The sequence below is a fragment of the Enterobacter bugandensis genome (genome assembly GCF_900324475.1).
GTDB classification, from domain to species: Bacteria; Pseudomonadota; Gammaproteobacteria; order Enterobacterales; family Enterobacteriaceae; genus Enterobacter; species Enterobacter bugandensis.
In genome coordinates this window covers 2,787,076-2,804,860 of record NZ_LT992502.1, presented here as the reverse complement: position 1 = coordinate 2,804,860, position 17,785 = coordinate 2,787,076, and the positions used below count along the sequence as shown (strand labels likewise).

14 protein-coding genes are annotated in these 17,785 nt (G+C 58.5%); 12 read left to right on the top strand and 2 right to left on the bottom strand.

Annotation, left to right across the window (positions count from 1 at the left end; genetic code table 11):
* The first annotated feature begins 33 nt into the window (after positions 1–33).
* The gene (locus DG357_RS13630; protein ID WP_088205040.1) at positions 34–1,005 is read left to right on the top strand and encodes a fatty acid desaturase; all 972 of its coding nucleotides are present in this window, start codon (positions 34–36) and stop codon (positions 1,003–1,005) included.
* On the top strand, positions 998–1,756 hold the full coding sequence (locus DG357_RS13625; protein ID WP_063437362.1) for a phosphate/phosphite/phosphonate ABC transporter substrate-binding protein: 759 nt from the start codon (positions 998–1,000) through the stop codon (positions 1,754–1,756). Before DG357_RS13630 ends, DG357_RS13625 begins: the two co-directional genes overlap by 8 nt.
* Here the strand turns inward: DG357_RS13625 and DG357_RS13620 are convergent.
* Together DG357_RS13620 and DG357_RS13615 are read right to left on the bottom strand one after the other, a co-directional pair.
* Positions 1,735–2,631, bottom strand: coding sequence for a LysR family transcriptional regulator (locus tag DG357_RS13620; RefSeq protein WP_063437361.1), 897 nt, complete (start codon positions 2,629–2,631; stop codon positions 1,735–1,737). The genes DG357_RS13625 and DG357_RS13620 overlap by 22 nt on opposite strands.
* A 23-nt stretch (positions 2,632–2,654) precedes the next feature.
* Positions 2,655–4,943, bottom strand: a complete 2,289-nt coding sequence (locus DG357_RS13615; protein WP_088205039.1) for an FdhF/YdeP family oxidoreductase — start codon at positions 4,941–4,943, stop codon at positions 2,655–2,657.
* Positions 4,944–5,921: 978 nt separating this feature from the next.
* On the opposite strand from DG357_RS13615, the gene DG357_RS13610 reads away from it, so the two are divergent.
* From DG357_RS13610 to DG357_RS13565, 10 genes are all read left to right on the top strand, one after another.
* Positions 5,922–6,416: a hypothetical protein gene (locus tag DG357_RS13610; RefSeq protein ID WP_028013496.1), complete on the top strand. Its 495-nt coding sequence runs from the start codon at positions 5,922–5,924 to the stop codon at positions 6,414–6,416.
* Between the two features lie 23 nt (positions 6,417–6,439).
* On the top strand, positions 6,440–6,943 hold the full coding sequence (tssJ, locus tag DG357_RS13605) for a type VI secretion system lipoprotein TssJ (protein ID WP_088205038.1): 504 nt from the start codon (positions 6,440–6,442) through the stop codon (positions 6,941–6,943).
* A gap of 28 nt (positions 6,944–6,971) precedes the next feature.
* Positions 6,972–8,315, top strand: coding sequence for a type VI secretion system baseplate subunit TssK (gene tssK, locus DG357_RS13600; protein WP_041909533.1), 1,344 nt, complete (start codon positions 6,972–6,974; stop codon positions 8,313–8,315).
* 17 nt (positions 8,316–8,332) lie between these two features.
* Positions 8,333–9,571 (top strand): DotU family type VI secretion system protein, encoded by a 1,239-nt coding sequence (locus tag DG357_RS13595; RefSeq protein WP_028013493.1) that lies wholly within the window; start codon positions 8,333–8,335, stop codon positions 9,569–9,571.
* Between the two features lie 2 nt (positions 9,572–9,573).
* Positions 9,574–13,194: a type VI secretion system membrane subunit TssM gene (tssM, locus tag DG357_RS13590; RefSeq protein ID WP_045260278.1), complete on the top strand. Its 3,621-nt coding sequence runs from the start codon at positions 9,574–9,576 to the stop codon at positions 13,192–13,194.
* Positions 13,195–13,210: 16 nt separating this feature from the next.
* The gene (tagF, locus tag DG357_RS13585; protein ID WP_028013492.1) at positions 13,211–13,927 is read left to right on the top strand and encodes a type VI secretion system-associated protein TagF; all 717 of its coding nucleotides are present in this window, start codon (positions 13,211–13,213) and stop codon (positions 13,925–13,927) included.
* An 11-nt stretch (positions 13,928–13,938) separates the two neighbouring features.
* Complete coding sequence (tssA, locus tag DG357_RS13580) at positions 13,939–14,955, top strand: type VI secretion system protein TssA (protein WP_047367787.1); 1,017 nt, start codon at positions 13,939–13,941, stop codon at positions 14,953–14,955.
* Positions 14,956–15,030: 75 nt separating this feature from the next.
* Positions 15,031–15,555: a type VI secretion system contractile sheath small subunit gene (gene tssB / locus DG357_RS13575; protein ID WP_008502644.1), complete on the top strand. Its 525-nt coding sequence runs from the start codon at positions 15,031–15,033 to the stop codon at positions 15,553–15,555.
* 3 nt (positions 15,556–15,558) lie between these two features.
* The gene (gene tssC, locus DG357_RS13570) at positions 15,559–17,058 is read left to right on the top strand and encodes a type VI secretion system contractile sheath large subunit (RefSeq protein WP_006810956.1); all 1,500 of its coding nucleotides are present in this window, start codon (positions 15,559–15,561) and stop codon (positions 17,056–17,058) included.
* Between the two features lie 225 nt (positions 17,059–17,283).
* Complete coding sequence (locus DG357_RS13565; RefSeq protein ID WP_008502640.1) at positions 17,284–17,766, top strand: Hcp family type VI secretion system effector; 483 nt, start codon at positions 17,284–17,286, stop codon at positions 17,764–17,766.
* Positions 17,767–17,785 lie beyond the last annotated feature (19 nt).

The following is a 17,785-nucleotide window of genomic DNA, read 5'->3' as shown; positions in this document are numbered from 1 at the left end:
AGTATTGTCTCTGGCGAAACGGCATCTGAAGGAATGAGTAAACGAAGCTCCCTCTATTTACATCCGCAGCAGCGCAATCACATCCACCGACTTGCATCTGGGATTCTGTGGCGAAGTGAACTCCCTACGTGGCTGCTGATCGTCATTATCTATACCGGCTGGTTTTCCACCCTAACATTCTGGCAAACGCTCGGCCTGCTTCCCGCCACGCTGCTGCTTATCTGGTTTACCGCCTGGTACATGTCCCTGCAGCACGAGCTGATCCACGGGCATCCCACCCGTTTTGCCTGGCTTAACCAGCTGTTCGGCACGCTCCCTCTGGCGGTCTGGTATCCGTATGGCCTGTACCGGGATTCCCATCTGGCCCATCACCGTCACGATAGCCTGACCTTTCCGGCGGATGACCCGGAGTCGTATTATTTCACCGAGGCGAGCTGGGCGCGCTTTTCCCCGTGGCAGAAGCGCGCGATCCGGGCCCGGAATACTTTCGTCGGGCGGCTGGTGCTGGCGCCGCTGCTGGATATACTTCAGGCGCTGGGTGGCGCCGTGGCGGCGTTTCGTGATTTTCACCTGCGGGCGATGACGATGTGGCTGGTTCACGTTCTGCTGCTGGCGGCACTTTTCGCGTGGATGGTGCATCACGGCTTTTCGCCCGTCTGGTTTGTGCTGGCGGTGAGCTATCCGGCGCTGGCGCTGACCAAGGTCCGCTCGTTCTACGAACATCGGGCGGCAGACGATCCGCTCGCGCGCTCGGTGATTAACGAGGCCGGGCTAGTCTGGCGGGTGCTGTTTTTGAATCTCAACTACCATTCTATTCACCACGATTTACCGGGCGTTCCCTGGTACGGGTTGCCGACGATCTACCGGCAAAACCGGGAGGCGTACCGGCAGCGTAACCACGGCTTTGTGGTCCGGGGCTACGGTGAATGGCTACGCCAGTTCTGGACCCGGCCAGTGGAGGTCACCGTCCATCCCGGAAAACAACAGGAGGAGAGGTATGAGTAACCTGCTGGCGTTTCCCATGTACGCCGTGGATCGCGGCGATACCCGCGCGCTCTGGCTGGCGGTGCAGCATCTGCTGGCCGCGCGTGGCGTGCCCGTCGGTGGTGCTCCCGGCTGGCCGGAGTCTGACCTGCTGGCCCACTGGCAGCAGCCTGAGCTTATCCTCAGCCAGACATGCGGCTACCCGCTGGTGACGCAGCTCCCGGAGGTACAGGTGGTGGGCTGTTTTCACTACACCGCCGCGGGCTGCGAAGGGAGCCAGTACCGCAGTTTTCTGGTAGCGCGCGCGGAGGAAAGGCATCTCACGCTGGCGGATTTTCGCGGACGTCGGGCGGTTTGTAATTCGGAAGACTCGCAGTCCGGCTATAACGCGCTGCGAAAAAAGGTGGCTCCCCTGATTGTTGACGGACCATTTTTTTCACAAACGTCTTTCAGCGGCAGCCACCGTCAGTCGCTGATTGACGTGCAGCGCGGGAAGAGCGATATCGCCGCCATCGACTGCGTGACCTGGGCGCTGCTGGAGCGTCATGAGCCGGAACGGCTTGCGGGGCTGGCGGCGTTCGATCGAACGCCGCTGACGCCAGGGCTGCCATTAATCACGTCGCGAAGCACGTCCCCAGAAACGCTCAACGCCATTCGCGATGCGCTGCGCGAGCTGGTGAGTGCGCCGGAATACCGGGAGGTCTGCGCCGCGGTGCTGATCGGCGGTTTCAGCGTGGTGACGCGTCAGGCTTACGCCTCCTTGCCCGCGTGATAAATCGCCTGCGCGTCGGTAAAACAGCGCAGCGCCAGCGAAGAGACGGGTTTCTGCCTGCGCATAATCAGGCCGATGGGAGCCTCAATGTTCGCGTCGGCGATGGGGACAATCCTGAAAGTGCTGTTCAGGGCTTCCAGCCCGTTATTCAGCGGCATCACGGCGCAGCATACGCCGCTCTGAACCGCCTGAATGATCTGGAACGTGGAGTCGCTCTCAAAAACGGCCGTCGGTTCGATGCCAGCAGCTTTAAAGCTGGCCTCCATATGCGCCCGGTAGTGCATCCCTTTGGTCAGGAACCCCAGCGGAAAATCCGTCAGGTCGTGCCAGGTCAGCGTCTCCGGGGTAAGCTGGAAATGACGGGTGTCGTGGAGCAGCCCCATCTTCGTTTTAGGAAGCTGAATAATGTCAAACAGGCTGGTGTCGATGCTGTTCAGGTAGCAAATCCCCAGCTCAAGCTGATTGCGGCTGACGCCGTCGGCAATCTGCGCCGAAGACATAGAATAGAGGCTGTAGGTCAGCTCCGGGTACTTTTGCGTAAGCAGGCGGATAAAGATCATCGGATCCACGCTCGCCAGCGGCACCATCCCCAGACGTAATTCTCCCACCACCTGGCCTTTACACAGCGCGGCTTCCGCCTGCAATCCGTCGTGCGCGGCAAGAAGCGCGCGCGCCCATGCGAGGATGCGCTCTCCCTCCGGCGTAAACCCTTCAAAACGCTGCCCGCGCACGATCAGCACCAGCCCCAGCTCCTCTTCCAGGCTGCGGATGCGCATGGAGAGGGTCGGCTGGGTGATATTGCACCGCAATGCCGCTTTACCAAAGTGGCGGGTCTCGTCGAGCGCGAGTAAATATTTTAACTGTTTTATGTCCATCACTCTTCTCTGCGCGTAAAGCCTTACAGCATGCGGATCTCTTTCGAGCGCAGGGTAATGCGAACCGGAACCGATTTATACGACGGCGTACCACTGTCCTTATCGAGATAATCGAGCGGCACCAGCACGTTGGCCTCCGGGTAATACGCGCCGACGGAGCCCGGGGCGATGTTGTACGCCACCACCGTAATATCTTCCAGACGCTGCGCGCTGCCGGGGAGGGCGGTTTCGATATCCACGCGATCGCCGTGTTCCAGCCCTGACTGCGCCATATCTTCTTCGTTCATAAACAGCACGTCGCGGCGGCCAAATACGCCACGGTAGCGATCGTCCAGGGCGTAAATGGTGGTGTTGTACTGGTCGTGGCTGCGCAGCGTGATCAGGCGCAGCACATGCTCGCCTTCACCGCTGGCGTTTTCCTGTACGCCGTCGAATACCGAGAACATCGCTTTGCCCGTTGCGGTCGGCCAGATACGCTGTGTCGGAGGCAGCGGCATGCGGAAGCCGCCGGGAACACGGATCCGCGCATTGTAGTTCTCAAAGCCCGGAATGGTCTGCTCGATCAAATCGCGGATGCGGTCGTAATCCTCGACCAGCGTCAGCCAGTCCACGCGTGTTTCCGGCAGGGTAGCCTTTGCGAGGCCAGCGACTATGGCAGGCTCCGAACGGAGCAACGGCGAGGCGGGTTTCAGCTTGCCGGAGGAGGTATGCACCATCGACATAGAGTCTTCGACGGTGATGGACTGACGGCCGGTGGCCTGCATATCCAGCTCCGTGCGGCCGAGACACGGGAAAATAAAGGTCTCTTTGCCCACCAGCAGATGGGTACGGTTCAGCTTGGTCCCGACGTGCACGCTCAGATCCAGGTTACCCATCGCCGGGAAACCGTTCTCGTGGTCGGGCATCGCGACGGCAAAGTTACCGCCGAGGCAAATGAGCGCTTTTGCGCGACCGTCGATCATGGCCTGCGTCGCCTGCACCGCATCGTGTCCGTGACGGGAAGGGGGCTCAAAGCCAAACACCTCTTTCAGGCGGTTCAGGAAGGCCGGGGCAGGCTTCTCGCTAATCCCGACGGTCCGGTTCCCCTGAACGTTAGAGTGGCCGCGCAGGGGGCAGATCCCCGCGCCGGGCTTGCCGATATTCCCGCGCAGAAGCAGCAGGTCAGCAATCAGGCGGACGTTCGCCGTGCCTTTATTGTGCTGGGTAATCCCCATACCGTAAGTGATGATGGTGGCGTTTGATTTGGCATAGGCCTCGGCCACCTTTTTGAGCGCCGCCTGGCTGAGCCCCGACTCGCGCTCAATGTCGTCCCAGCGGGTCTGCGCGATATCGGCGGCAAAATCTTCAATACCCCGGGTGTGTTCTGCAATAAACGCGCGGTCAAGCACGTCACCGCGTTCTGCCTCCATCTCCAGAAGGTGTTTAGCAATGCCTTTCAGCGCGGCGGCATCGCCCCCGGCCTTCACCTGGAAGTAGGTCGAGGCGATGTCCGTAGAGCCATAGGTTGCCATTTCAATCACGCTTTGCGGGTCGGCAAAACGTTCGAGGGCGCGCTCGCGCAGCGGGTTGAAAACGATAATCGGCACATTGCGACGCGCCAGCTCGTGCAGGGTACCCATCATTCGCGGATGGTTGGTGCCGGGGTTGTGACCGATGGAGATCACCAGCTCAGTCTTGTCGAAATCGTCCAGCGAGACGGTGCCTTTCCCAATTCCGATGGAGCGCGGCAAGCCGACGCTGGTGGCCTCGTGACACATATTCGAGCAGTCCGGGAAATTATTGGTGCCGTACTCGCGGGCGAACAGCTGGAACAGATACGCCGCTTCGTTAGAGGCGCGCCCGGAAGTATAGAACTCGACCTGGTCCGGTTCGAGCCCGCGCAATATTTCCCCGATGCGTTGAAACGCCTCGTCCCAGTCGACGGGCCGGAAGGTATCGCTGGCCCGATCATAGCGCAGGGGATGCGTCAGACGACCGTAACCTTCCAGCTCAAAGTCTGATTTAGCCAGTAGCGAGGAGACGTTGTTTTCCGCCAGAAAATCGGGCGTCACGCGCTTACTGGTCGCTTCCCAGGTTACCGCTTTCGCGCCGTTCTCGCAGAACTGGAATGTCGACTTGTGCTCTTTATCGGGCCACGCGCAGCCGGGGCAGTCAAAACCGTCCGGCTGGTTGGTACGCAGCAGCGTCGCGGGAGCGTCCAGGGTATCCATTTGGGTACGTACTGCAATGGCCGTCGCCTTCAACGCGCCCCAGCCGCCGGCAGGACCATCGTAGTGTCTGATACCGGGAACTGAGCGTCTTTTCGTGTTCATACTGACTCCTGACGTGTTTGGTCGCGCAACGGCTGGGTAATAAGCAAAAGCAATGACTGGCGGAGATGGAAATCCACGCGGTCGAGTTACGGCTCTTGCCTGTAATTATCTTTATAACAATGAGTTAAAAATGTTGGCATGCAACTATTTAAAGAAATTATAACGAAATTTTATCATTTTAATAATAAATTGTATCTATCATCCGGTAGGCAGGATAGATAGCATCGAGAGAGAAAGCATGTAGCGCAGGTAAAATTTCGAATGAAAGAGACGGTCGCTCAAAAATGGAAACATGGCGGCTGACAGGCACTGTAGCAACGTCGGTATTCGAAATAGTGATGAGAAGGTTTACTCAGGCTTAATTATTAATGAAAATGTATAATCACTTACAGGGTTATTATCACAACATGAAATATAAGTTATTTTGAGTCGTGAAATTAAAGGCGCAGTCAATAAGTTAAATAGCGATGGTGTCGTCAGGTGATGCGGCAATATTAAACATACCCTGTTAGTGCAACAAATAATTCATCGTCGATATCTTCTTCTGATATCACCAAAACGCCATTTCTACTAATTATGGTAGTGGCGATAATAGCATTATTGCGTTAATGAAATCCGTTCTCTTTTGAATTTTATGCTTTAATAACAGTGCGTTATATCATTAGATGGTGTTGAAATAAGTAGATCCAGGCCATGTCGGGTTTTTTTATCAGATTAATCCTATAATGTTTTGGCTGCTTCAATTACCACCACTTACGCTGCGGTAAATATTGAATTGAAGCAAAGCTCATGTAAACTTGTTTACCGTTTGTCAAAATATGTCAGGAAGACGCTGGGCCTTATTCTGAAGGGCTCGTGCGGTAGCTATGCCTTTAAATTAGTAACATCCCGAAATTATCCTGACTATTTTAACAATAGCACCTAAGTCAAATTTCATCCCCTTATCTCCATCATCAAAATATCGCTACGGAAAAGCATATGAAAATGCGCGTACTGTTTTCACTTCTGTTTGTAATGGCGGTGGCGGGCTGTAAAGCGCCACAGAAACCGGCAATCACTGACGACACGATCGTGACCAGCCAGGTCAACGGTGTCACCCTGACCCACCGTCACGCCGTGGTGCCGCCAACGGAATTCACCCAGCTCAACGAGCCTTATCGTGCCATGTACCCGGCCTCCCTGATGAGCCGTCCTGATTTTGGCGGAAAGGTTATCCGTACGCTGGAAACCGGAAAAACCTATGTAGTGCTGGGGCAGGTTGAACACTACTGGATGGCGCTCGCCGATGAGGGGAACGACCAGCTGATTGGCTACGTCCCGATGCGTGCCGTTATCAAAGCCGACCAGTACGAAGCCACCGTCCGCAAACAGGCCATTCGTCCTAAGGTGCGTAAAAAAGCGACCTGCGTCGATGTGGATGGCAACAGCAAAGCCTGCAAAGACAGCGCTAACGGTACCTGGATCCTGAACTAAACGGCTTTCGTGGGCGTATTTTTATGAATAATAAAAAGTTTCATAGGCTGTGGTTAGTCTTTTACGCGGCGATTTTCGCCCTTGTCAGTGGTTGTACGTCGTCTTCACACAGCGACCCTTCCCGCTACAATCTGCAGTTTCAGGCTCATCCACAAATCAATGATTCTGCGCCACTTAAAGTCCGGGTGCTGTTGTTGAAATCCGATGCGGATTTCATGTCCAGCGACTTCTATTCCCTGCAGAACAACGCGTCAACAACGCTTGGCGCGAATCTGCTGAACAGCGACGTTTTCTTCCTGATGCCGGGACAGCTGTCCAAAACCCTCAGCGGTCAGAGCGATCCTGAGGCGCGTTATATCGGCGTGATGGCGGAATATCAAAAGCTGGACGGTAAAAAATGGCGCGTTTCACTCCCGCTACCTGTGCCAGGCGAAAATCATATCTACCAGTTCTGGAAATGGTCCGCGGATGAACTCCAGGCCAACGTTTTTCTCGACGTAAACGGCATTCGGGTCATCAGCCAGTAACGCGCTTCACAACAGGAAACACATCATCATGACCAAAGCAGAAAAGGTCGTCTGGACCGAAGGCATGTTCCTGCGTCCACACCATTTTCAGCGGACTGAAAGTTATCTGCTCAACCATGTTCGTGAGTGGGGTGCGCTGCAGCGTTCCTATCTCTGGGGCTTTCTCGACGTAGAACTGGACGAAGCGATGCTTCGCCAGGGCTGCATTGCCCTGAGCTACTGCAGCGGGTTACTGCCGGACGGCACCTTTTTCCAGGTCCGCAACGGACGCAATGGTCCCGCGCCGCTAAAAATTCCTGACAATCTCACCAACGAAAAGGTGGTGCTCGCGCTGCCGGTTCGTCGTGGCGAGCGGGAAGAGGTGATTTTCAGCGAAGAGCCTGCCTCGCTGGCCCGCTTCGTCGCGTTTGAGCAGGAGGTGGAGGACGATAACGCCATGTCGGTGGGGGATGCCACCGTCCAGTTTGGCCGCCTGCGCCTGACGCTGATGCTGGAAAAAGACCTCACGGCAGAATGGACATCCATCGGCGTGGCGTTTGTGACTGAAAAACGCAACGACAACCACGTGCGGCTGGATAACAGCTACATCCCGCCGATGCTGAACGCCAATAACAGCCCGCAGATCTACAGCATGATCAACGATCTGCACGGTTTGCTGGTGCAGCGCAGCCAGCAGATTGGCGGCCGCCTGCGTCAGCCTGGCCGCTTTAATACCTCTGAACTGATTGAATTTACGCTGCTTTCGCTCGTGAACCGTCATCTGGGCGAGGTTTCACATTTAAAAACGCTGCCGCTGCTGCACCCGGAAACGCTCTGGCGCAGCTGGCTGCCGTTTGCCACCGAGCTCACGACCTGGACGTCGCAGCGCACCACCGAGAGCGTGCTGCCGATCTACGATCACGACGATCTGGCGAACTGCTTCAGCAAGCTGATGCTGATGCTGCGCCAGGGGCTGTCGCTGGTGATGGAAGACCACGCCATTCAGCTGCCGCTTAACGAGCGCTCGCATGGCCTGAACATCGCCACTGTTCCTGAAACCAGCATGGTGCGCGAATTTGGCTTCGTGCTGGCGGTGAAAGCAAACGTGCCGGGCGAACACCTGCAAACCCATTTCCCGGCGCAGATGAAAATTGCCCCGGTCTCGAAAATTCGCGATCTGGTTCAGCTGCAGCTGCCGGGCATTATGCTGCGCGCCATGCCGGTCGCGCCGCCGCAGATCCCGTGGCATGCCGGCTACAGCTACTTCGAGCTGGAGAAGGGTAGCGAGCTGTGGCACGAGATGGATAAGTCCGGCGCATTCGCCCTGCACCTTGCAGGGGAGTTCCCGGGGCTGGATATGGAGTTTTGGGCCATCCGTAGCCCGACAGAATAATAAAGCGAGCGCTTAATATGCAGGAACGACAGGATAGCGGCAGTGATGCCGCGTTTACCGGAGCCAGTAGCAACAATCAGCTGGTGGCGGCCGCCAATCCGCTGCTCAACGCGATTCCGCAGATCCGTCATTCGGTATCACATGACGATCAGGTGGCGTTACGCCAGCGCCTGATCGATGAGATTCGCCGTTTTGAAGTCCGCTGTCAGCAGGCGGGGCTGCCCTACGAAGTGATCGTCGGGGCGCGCTACTGCCTGTGCACGGCGCTGGACGAGGCCGCCGCGCTGACTCCCTGGGGCAGCAGCGGCGTCTGGTCCAGCAATGGCCTGCTGGTGACGTTCCATAACGAAACCTGGGGCGGCGAAAAGTTCTTCCAGCTGCTGGCGCGCCTGTCGCAGAACCCGCGCGAGCATATCCTGCTGCTGGAGATGATCAACTACTGCCTGCTGCTCGGCTTCGAGGGGCGCTATCGGGTGCTGGACAATGGCCGCACCCAGCTTGAAACCATCAAGCAGCGGCTGTGGCAGATGATCCGCGGCGTGCGCGGCAGCTATCCGCCGCCGCTTTCTCCTCATCCGGAAGATCGTCCGGTGCTGCGCAAGCTCTGGCGGCCGATGGTTCCCCTGTGGGCCTGCGTGGCGCTGGCCGGGTTTATCGCCTGCCTGTTTTATATCGTGCTTAACTGGCGCCTTGGCGACAACACCAACCCGGTGCTGGCGAAGATTTATCAGTCCCAGCTGCCGGAAACCACCATCCAGCAGCCGGCGCGTCAGCTGCCCGCGGTGCTTAACCTGCGCGGCTTCCTGAAGCCTGAAATTGAGGCGGGCCTGGTGGCGGTAAAAGACCAGGCAGATCGCAGCGTCGTGATCCTGAAGGGCGACGGGCTGTTTGCCTCCGCCTCGACCGTCGTGCGCGACCGCTATGAACCGGTCATCAACCGCATTGCGCAGGCGATGAACAACGTCAGCGGCAAAATTCTGGTGGTGGGCTACAGCGATAACGTGCCGATCCGCAGCGCGCGCTTTGCCTCTAACTACGAGCTCTCACTGGAACGCGCGCGCTCCGTACAGAAAATGCTGCAGGGAAGCCTCTCTCAGCCTGGCCGCGTGAAGGCGGAAGGGCGGGGCGAGATTAACCCGGTGGCGCCGAACACGACGCCGGAAAACCGCGCCCGTAACCGCCGTGTGGAAATTACTCTGCTGGTGTCGCCTGAAAACACCCAGGCCGAGCTGAACGGATTGCCGCAAGGAAACTAAGGATGCTGACTACACTTCTTTCCATTCTGACCAACCGCATTCTGTGGAGCTTCCTCGGCGTAACGGCGCTGGCGGCGGTGATCTGGATGATTGGCCCTCTGCTGTCCATCGTGGACACCCGACCGCTCGAATCCGAACAGAACCGCATCATCAGTATCGCCGTGGTCTACCTGCTGTGGGCGCAGGGCCATATTCTGCCGCGCCTTTATAACGCCTGGTTGAACCGCAAGCTGATGGACAAGCTCAACGAGAACACCACCAGCCCGGAGGCGGCGGATCCGCAGCAGCGCCTGAACAGTGAGGAGCAGATCCTCGCCAGCCGTTTTGATGAAGCCGCGCAGATGCTTAAAAAAGCGCACTTCAGCAAAGCGGGCCAGGGCGCCCAGTGGACCCAGCGCTTCAGCACGCAATATCTCTATCAACTGCCGTGGTACGTCATTATCGGCGCGCCGGGCTCCGGTAAAACCACGGCGCTGGTGAACTCCGGGCTGCAGTTCCCGCTGGCCGACCGTTTTGGTAAGACCGCGCTGCGCGGTATTGGCGGCACGCGCAACTGCGACTGGTGGTTCACCAACGAGGCCGTGCTGCTGGACACCGCGGGTCGCTATACCACCCAGGAGAGCGAGCAGGCGCAGGATGCCGGTGAGTGGCTGCAGTTCATGGGGCTACTGCGCAAGTACCGTCGCCGCCAGCCGATCAACGGCGTCATCGTCACGATCAGCATTTCGGACCTGCTGACACAGTCTGCCGAGGCGTCCCGCCAGCAGGCGGTGAACCTGCGCCAGCGCCTGTCCGAGCTGCATGAACAGTTGGGTATCCGCTTCCCGGTGTACGTGATGGTGACCAAGGCCGACCTTCTCAAAGGCTTCCGCGCCTGGTTTGCCGACTACGATAAAGCGCAGCGCGACCAGATCTGGGGCTTCACGCTGCCGTGGGAGCAGACCAAACACGCCGATTACGACCTGATGGGCAACTTCCAGCAGGAATTTTCGCTGCTGCAGCAGCGCCTCGATGCCGGGCTGCCGGAAACCATGCTCAAAGAGCATGACGCGAAAACCCGCGCCGAAGCGTATCTCTTCCCGCAGGAGTTCGCTGCGCTGCGTCCGCTGCTGGCGGACTACCTGAGCACGGTCTTTGCGCGCTCCAACTTCGAAACTGAGTTCTCCCCGCGCGGGATCTACTTCGCCAGCGGGACGCAGGAAGGCATGCCGTTTGACCGCGTAATGGGCGAACTGAACCGCGCGCTCTCCCTGCCGGAAGGGGCAGAGCGCGATAACTGGGATTCGGTCAGTAAAGAAGCCCCAATCCCGGGCGCGAAGGGCCAGAGTTTCTTCATCAAGAACCTGCTGCAAAACGTTATTTTCCAGGAAGCCGGGATCGCCGGGGAAAACCGCTGGTGGGAACTGCGCAACCGGGCGGTGATCTGGTCCGGCTACGTGGCGCTGCTGGCCCTGCTGGCGATCCTCGGCGGGCTGTGGCTGACCAGCTATGCTAAAAACAAGGCCTATCTGGAAGAGGTGGATGCGAAGGTGCCGCTGCTGGACCAGCAGAGCAAAGCGTTGCAGAACCAGCCGCAGCGTGACCTGTTCGATCTGCTGCCGTTGCTGAATGGCCTGGTGGACCTGCCGAAAAGCGACGCGTTTGATGTCAACGATCCGCCAGTCTCCCGCCGCATGGGGCTTTACCGTGGGGATGACGTCAGCGATGCTTCGCAGTCCCTGTACCAGAAGGCGCTGGATCAGCTGCTGTTGCCCGCCGTTGCTATGCACATCACCACCTGGCTGCGCAACGATAACGGCAGCGACGTGGAGTACAGCTACGAGGCGCTGAAAGCCTATCAGATGCTCTATCAGCCGAAGCACTACGACGGCAAATTCCTGCACTCCTGGGTGATGCTCAACCTGCAGCGCAACCTGCCGCAAAACGTCACGAAGGCGCAGCTGCAGCAGCTCGAATGGCATCTCACCCAACTGCTGGAGCCGAAAATTCAGGCCTCGCCGTACGCGCAGGACGAATCCCTGGTGGCACGTGAAAGAGCGCTGATCAACCAGCAGCCGCTTTCAACCCGCGTCTACGGTCGCCTGAAGCGCCTGCTGGAACATGACGACAACCTCAAACCGGTCTCCCTTTCCGACCTGGGCGGGCCACAGAGCGAGCTGGTGTTTTCACGCAAAAGCGGTAAGCCGGTGAGCGAAGGGGTGCCGGGTCTTTATACGCCGGACGGTTACTGGAAAAGCTTTAACAGCCAGATTGACAGCGTAACGACCGCCCTGCATGAAGACGACGCCTGGGTGCTGGGCGCCGCGACCGCGCAGGAAGATAAACAGCAGATCGATAACGCCGTACGCCAGCTCTACATGCGCGACTTTATCGCGAACTGGGATCGCTTTCTCGCCGACATCCAGCTTAACAACAGCGCCGATCTCTCCCAGCGCATCAACACTGCGCGCCTGCTCTCTGGCGCAAACTCGCCCCTGCGCCGTCTGGTGCAGAACCTGAGCCAGGTGCTGACGCTCTCCCGGGATACCCCGGCACCGGAAGATGCCGATAAAGCGCAGGCGCAGAGCAACCGCGCCACCCGCACGCTGGAAGCGCTGTTCAGCAATAATGACAATGCTCCGACGCAGGCCGCCGCGATTACTCAGGCGCCGGAGCAGCTGGTGACGGACCACTACGCGCCGATGATTGAGCTGGCCCAGCCGCTGGAAAAGGGTGGCAAGACCATCGTCTTTGATGATTTTCTTAAGCAGGTGGACGAGCTTTATCGTTACCTGACCGCCGTGCAGGACGCCGCCAACAGCGGTATGCCGGCACCGGGCGGCGAGGCGATCAGCCGTCTGCAGGCCAGCGCCGGTCGACTGCCGGGCGGATTGCAAACCATGTTCAGCAACATGGCGGTGGGGGCCAGCAGCGATACCCAGCGCCGCGATCTGGAAAACGTGCGTAAGCGGATCAACGTTGAAGTCGGCGGTTTCTGCCGTCAGGCGATCGCCGGTCGCTACCCGCTGGTGCGCAGCGCCAGCACTGAGGTCACTCCGGACGATCTCGCCCGCATGTTCGCGCCGGGCACCGGGCTGATGGATACCTTCTTTCGCGATAACCTGACCAGCAAAGTGGATACGACGCAGGCAAACTGGCGCTTTATGCCGGGTATCGACGGTAAAACCCTGCCGGGCAGCGAAGGGCTGCTGAGACCGTTCCAGCAGGCCCAGTCGATTCGCGACGCCTTCTTTGCTAACGGCGCAACCACGCCGTCTTTCAAGGTGACGGTTCGCACCGTTCGAATGGATAACACCATTCTGAACCTGACGCTGGATGTCGACGGTCAGCTGCTGCGTTACAGCCACGGTCCGCAGGCGGTGCAGATCATGAACTGGCCGGGGCCGGGCGGTACCAACCAGGTCCGTATGCAGCTGGGTCTGGCTAACGGCAGCACCGCGACGCTTGTGACCAACGGCTCCTGGGCGCTCAACCGCTTTTTTGACAAAGCGAGCACCAGTCCGGGCGCGGGTAGCCTGAGCCGTCAGGCCACCTTCAACGTCGACGGACATCAGGTCACGCTGGAGTTTGCGCCGAACAGCATCCGCAACCCGTTCCAGCTTCCCCGTTTTTCATGCCCATAACCGCAAGGACAGCCGTATGACGAATACCCCTGCGATGAACCGCTACAGCTGGTATGGCAAATTACCCAGCGCCGGAGATTTCCTGCAGCGTCGCTTTCCTGACACCTTACAGCGCCAGTGGTCGCACTGGTTTCAGGTTGGCCTGCTGGCCTGGCAGCAGGAAGAGCAGCGCAGCGGCGAGCGCCAGTTCACCAAAGCTCCGGTCTGGAATTTCGTCGTCCCGCCGATGCTGGGCAGCCAGATGATCCAGATGGGCTGCCTGCTGCCCGGCCGCGACAGCGTTGGCCGACAGTACCCGGTCTGCATTCAGTTGAGCTTCGCCCCGTCAGAGTGGTCGACCAGCCTGCTCAGCCAGGCGGAGAGCTGGTATCAGCAAATTGGTCGTCTGGGGCTGCACGCGGTGCGTAACAGCTTTTCCGCCTCGCAGCTGGATGAGATGCTGATGTCCATTCCGGCGCCGCAGCCCGTCGAGCCGCAGAAGCGCTCTGACATCCTCGACGTCATTGGTTACGACGAGGACGGCCAAAGCACGCTGGGCTGGCCGCAGGCGGCAGAGTGCTTTGACCCGCTGCGTCAGACCAGCTACTGGTGGACCAACCGCTGCGACGGTTACCCGCTGTACACCCACGTTCACAGCGGCAACTTCACCGGGCAGCTTTTTACCCTGCTGTTCGACCCGGCAGGGGGCGCCCGCCCGGGGCGTCACGGTCTCTATCCGCCTATGTTTGAATAAGCAGGGATCTCATGAATATCGAAGAATTTCTCGCGCCAATAAGTCCCGACAAGCCCTGTGGCGACAATCTGGAATATGACGCTGACTTCCAGGCGATGAACCAGGCCAGTCAGGGCAAAGCGGAACAGCAGTTTGGCGACACCATCATCCCGGCAGAGCCTGCGGACTGGAACACGGTAGAAAAATTCGCTACCAGCCTGCTGAGCCGCACCAAAGATCTTCGCGTGATGCTGGCGTTAACCCACGCCTGGACCCGCCGTCGCGGTCTTGCAGGCTACGCCGACGGACTGTTGCTGGTACAGGAGGCGATCGCGCGCTACTGGGAGCCGCTCTATCCGCTGCTGGAAGAGTATGGCGAAACCGACCCGTTCTATCGCATTAACGCTCTGGCAGGGCTGAGCGATAAATCCGAGCTCACCGTCGCGGTACGTAACGCCTCGCTGCTGCGTTCAAACGGCGATGAAATTTCGCTGCGTGACGCCCAGGCACTGCTGGACGGCAGTAAAACCGAGTGTCCGGACTATCCGGGCGGTCGCCCGAGGCTGATTGACGAACTGGCGCGCGGCGACCAGCCGGGGACCGCAGCGGTCATTGTGATTAACGAACGGCTGCTGGCCATCCGCGAGCTGCTCACCGGGCATCTCGGTGAAAGCGGCGTACCCGAGATGGAGCAGCTGCTGAAAACCGTGGGGCTGGTCGCCAGCGCCTGTCAGGTGACCGACATCAGTAAGCTGCTGCCGAACCGTGAAGCGCAGGCTGAACAGCACGCTGAGCCGCAGCCTGCGGCAGCGCATCCCGTTCAGCCGGTCACCGACTGGCGCAGCGTGCAGGTTACCAGCCGCGCCGACGCGCAGCTAATGCTGGAAAAAGCGAAGCAGTATTTCGCGCAGTACGAACCGAGCCACCCCGCGCCGCTGATGATTGAACGGGTGCAGCGGCTGTCAGAACTTAACTTTATGGACATTATTCGCGACCTGGCGCCAGACGGCGTTAACCAACTGGAAAACATCTTTGGACGCCGCGAATGACGCGTCCTGGCATTATGACGACAGGCATGGAGTCTGCCGTTTCACCTTCACCGCGCATCTTTGATGGAGAACATCATGGCAATGAGTAACAGTGGACAGAAATTCATCGCACGCAACCGTGCTCCCCGCGTGCAGATCGAATACGACGTAGAGATCTACGGTGCAGAACGCAAAATTCAGCTGCCGTTTGTGATGGGCGTTATGGCCGATCTGGTTGGCAAGCCGGTGGAAAACCTGCCAGCCGTCGACGAGCGTAAATTCCTGGAAATCGACATCGATAACTTCGATGAACGCATGAAGGCGCTGAAGCCGCGCGTGGCGTTCCAGGTAGATAACACCCTGACCGGCGAAGGTAAGCTCAACGTCGATCTGACCTTCGACAGCATGGACGACTTCCTGCCGGACGCGGTGGCCCGCAAAGTCGAGCCGCTGAACAAGCTGCTGGAGGCGCGCACGCAGCTCTCTAACCTGCTGACCTACATGGACGGCAAAAACGGTGCGGAAGAGCTGATTGCAAAAATTCTCCAGGATCCGACGCTGCTCAAATCCCTGAGCCAGTTGCCAAAAAATGACGAAAGTGCGAAAGGTAGCGAGGAATAATCGATGAGCAACCAGACTCAACAACACGATCAGCAGGCGGGTCAGGCGTTCAGCCAGGATGAGTTCAGCGCGCTGCTGAACAAAGAGTTCCGCCCGAAAACCGATCAGGCGCGTTCCGCCGTGGAGAGTGCGGTCAAGACCCTGGCGCAGCAGGCGCTGGAAAATACCGTCACCTTCTCGAACGACACCTACCGCACCATTCAGAACCTGATTGCCGGTATCGACGAGCAGCTCTCGCAGCAGGTGAACCAGATTATTCACCACGAAGAGTTTCAGAAGCTGGAGAGCGCCTGGCGCGGCCTGAGCTACCTGGTCAACAATACCGAAACTGACGAGATGCTGAAGATCCGCTTTATGAGTATCTCCAAGCAGGAGCTGGGCCGCACCCTGAAGCGCTACAAGGGCGTGGGCTGGGACCAGAGCCCGATCTTCAAGAAAATCTACGAGCAGGAGTACGGTCAGTTCGGCGGCGAGCCGTTTGGCTGCATCGTCGGCGACTATTACTTCGACCACAGCCCGCAGGACGTTGAGCTGCTGGGGGAAATGGCGCGCATCGGCTCTGCGGCGCACTGTCCGTTCATCACCGGCACCGCGCCGGGCGTGATGCAGATGGAGTCCTGGCAGGAGCTGGCCAACCCGCGCGATCTGACCAAGATCTTCCAGAACACCGAATACGCCGCCTGGCGTTCACTGCGTGAATCCGAAGACGCCCGCTATCTGGGGCTGGTGATGCCGCGCTTCCTGTCGCGCCTGCCGTACGGCATTCGCACTAACCCGGTGGACAGCTTTGACTTTGAAGAGCAGACCGACGGCGCAAACCACAACAGCTACTCGTGGGCGAACGCGGCCTATGCGATGGCCGCCAACATCAACCGTTCCTTCAAAGAGTACGGCTGGTGCACCTCGATTCGCGGCGTGGAGTCCGGCGGGGCGGTGGAAAACCTGCCGTGCCACACCTTCCCGAGCGATGACGGCGGCGTGGACATGAAGTGCCCGACCGAGATCGCCATCAGCGATCGTCGCGAAGCCGAGCTGGCGAAAAACGGGTTTATGCCGCTGGTTCACCGTAAAAACTCCGACTTTGCCGCCTTCATCGGCGCGCAGTCTCTGCAAAAACCGGCCGAGTATCACGATCCGGATGCCACCGCCAACGCGCGCCTGGCGTCTCGTCTGCCCTACCTGTTCGCCTGCTGCCGCTTTGCCCACTACCTGAAGTGCATCGTGCGCGACAAAATCGGCTCCTTCCGCGAGCGCGAAGAGATGGAGCGCTGGCTGAACGACTGGGTGATGAACTACGTCGACGGTGACCCGGCTAACTCCTCCCAGGAAACCAAGTCCCGCAAACCGCTGGCGGCTGCGGAAGTGCAGGTGCAGGAAATCGAAGACAACCCGGGCTACTACGCCGCGAAGTTCTTCCTGCGCCCGCACTACCAGCTGGAAGGTCTGACCGTTTCCCTGCGTCTGGTATCTAAGCTGCCGTCGCTGAAGACGAAAGACGCGTAAGAGCAACATCTTGCACGGGCCGGCAAGAAAGACGGCTGGAACGGTAATAATGACTTCACATTCATTCCGTTATTTCGGAGGAATGTAAGACTGTCAAATGACACGGGTCATTTGATATGAGGCAGAGGTAAAATATGGACGGTTTTATTCAGCCCCATGCTTTCCTGTTTGCCATATAAGTGCTTTTTCGAAAGCAATATTGTTCATCCACGAAGAGTAGATATTATGGCTATTGATATGTTTCTGAAGGTCGAGGGTGTTACGGGCGAATCTAAAGATTCTAACCACACCGGCTGGACTGATATTACCTCCTTCTCCTGGGGCGCTTCCCAGCCAGGTAATATGAGCGTTGGCGGTGGCGGCGGTGCCGGTAAAGTTAACTTTAACGACCTGCACGTTAACGCGCTGATCGACAAATCCACCACCGCTATCCTGAAACACTGCGCCAGCGGTAAACACCTGACTAAGGTTGAGCTGTCCGTCTGTAAAGCGGGCGGTCAGCAGGTGGAATACTCCCGCATTACGCTGGAAGATGTGCTGGTGACTTCCGTTCAGTACACCGGTGCAGACAACGGCGACACCGTGGGTGTGACCTATGCATTCCAGGCTGCGAAAGTGAAACAGCAGTACTGGGAGCAGACCACGTCGGGTGGTAAAGGTGCTGAAAGCAGCGCTGGCTGGAATATCAAAGAAAACAAAGAAGCATAATAATAGTGGGCCCGAAAGG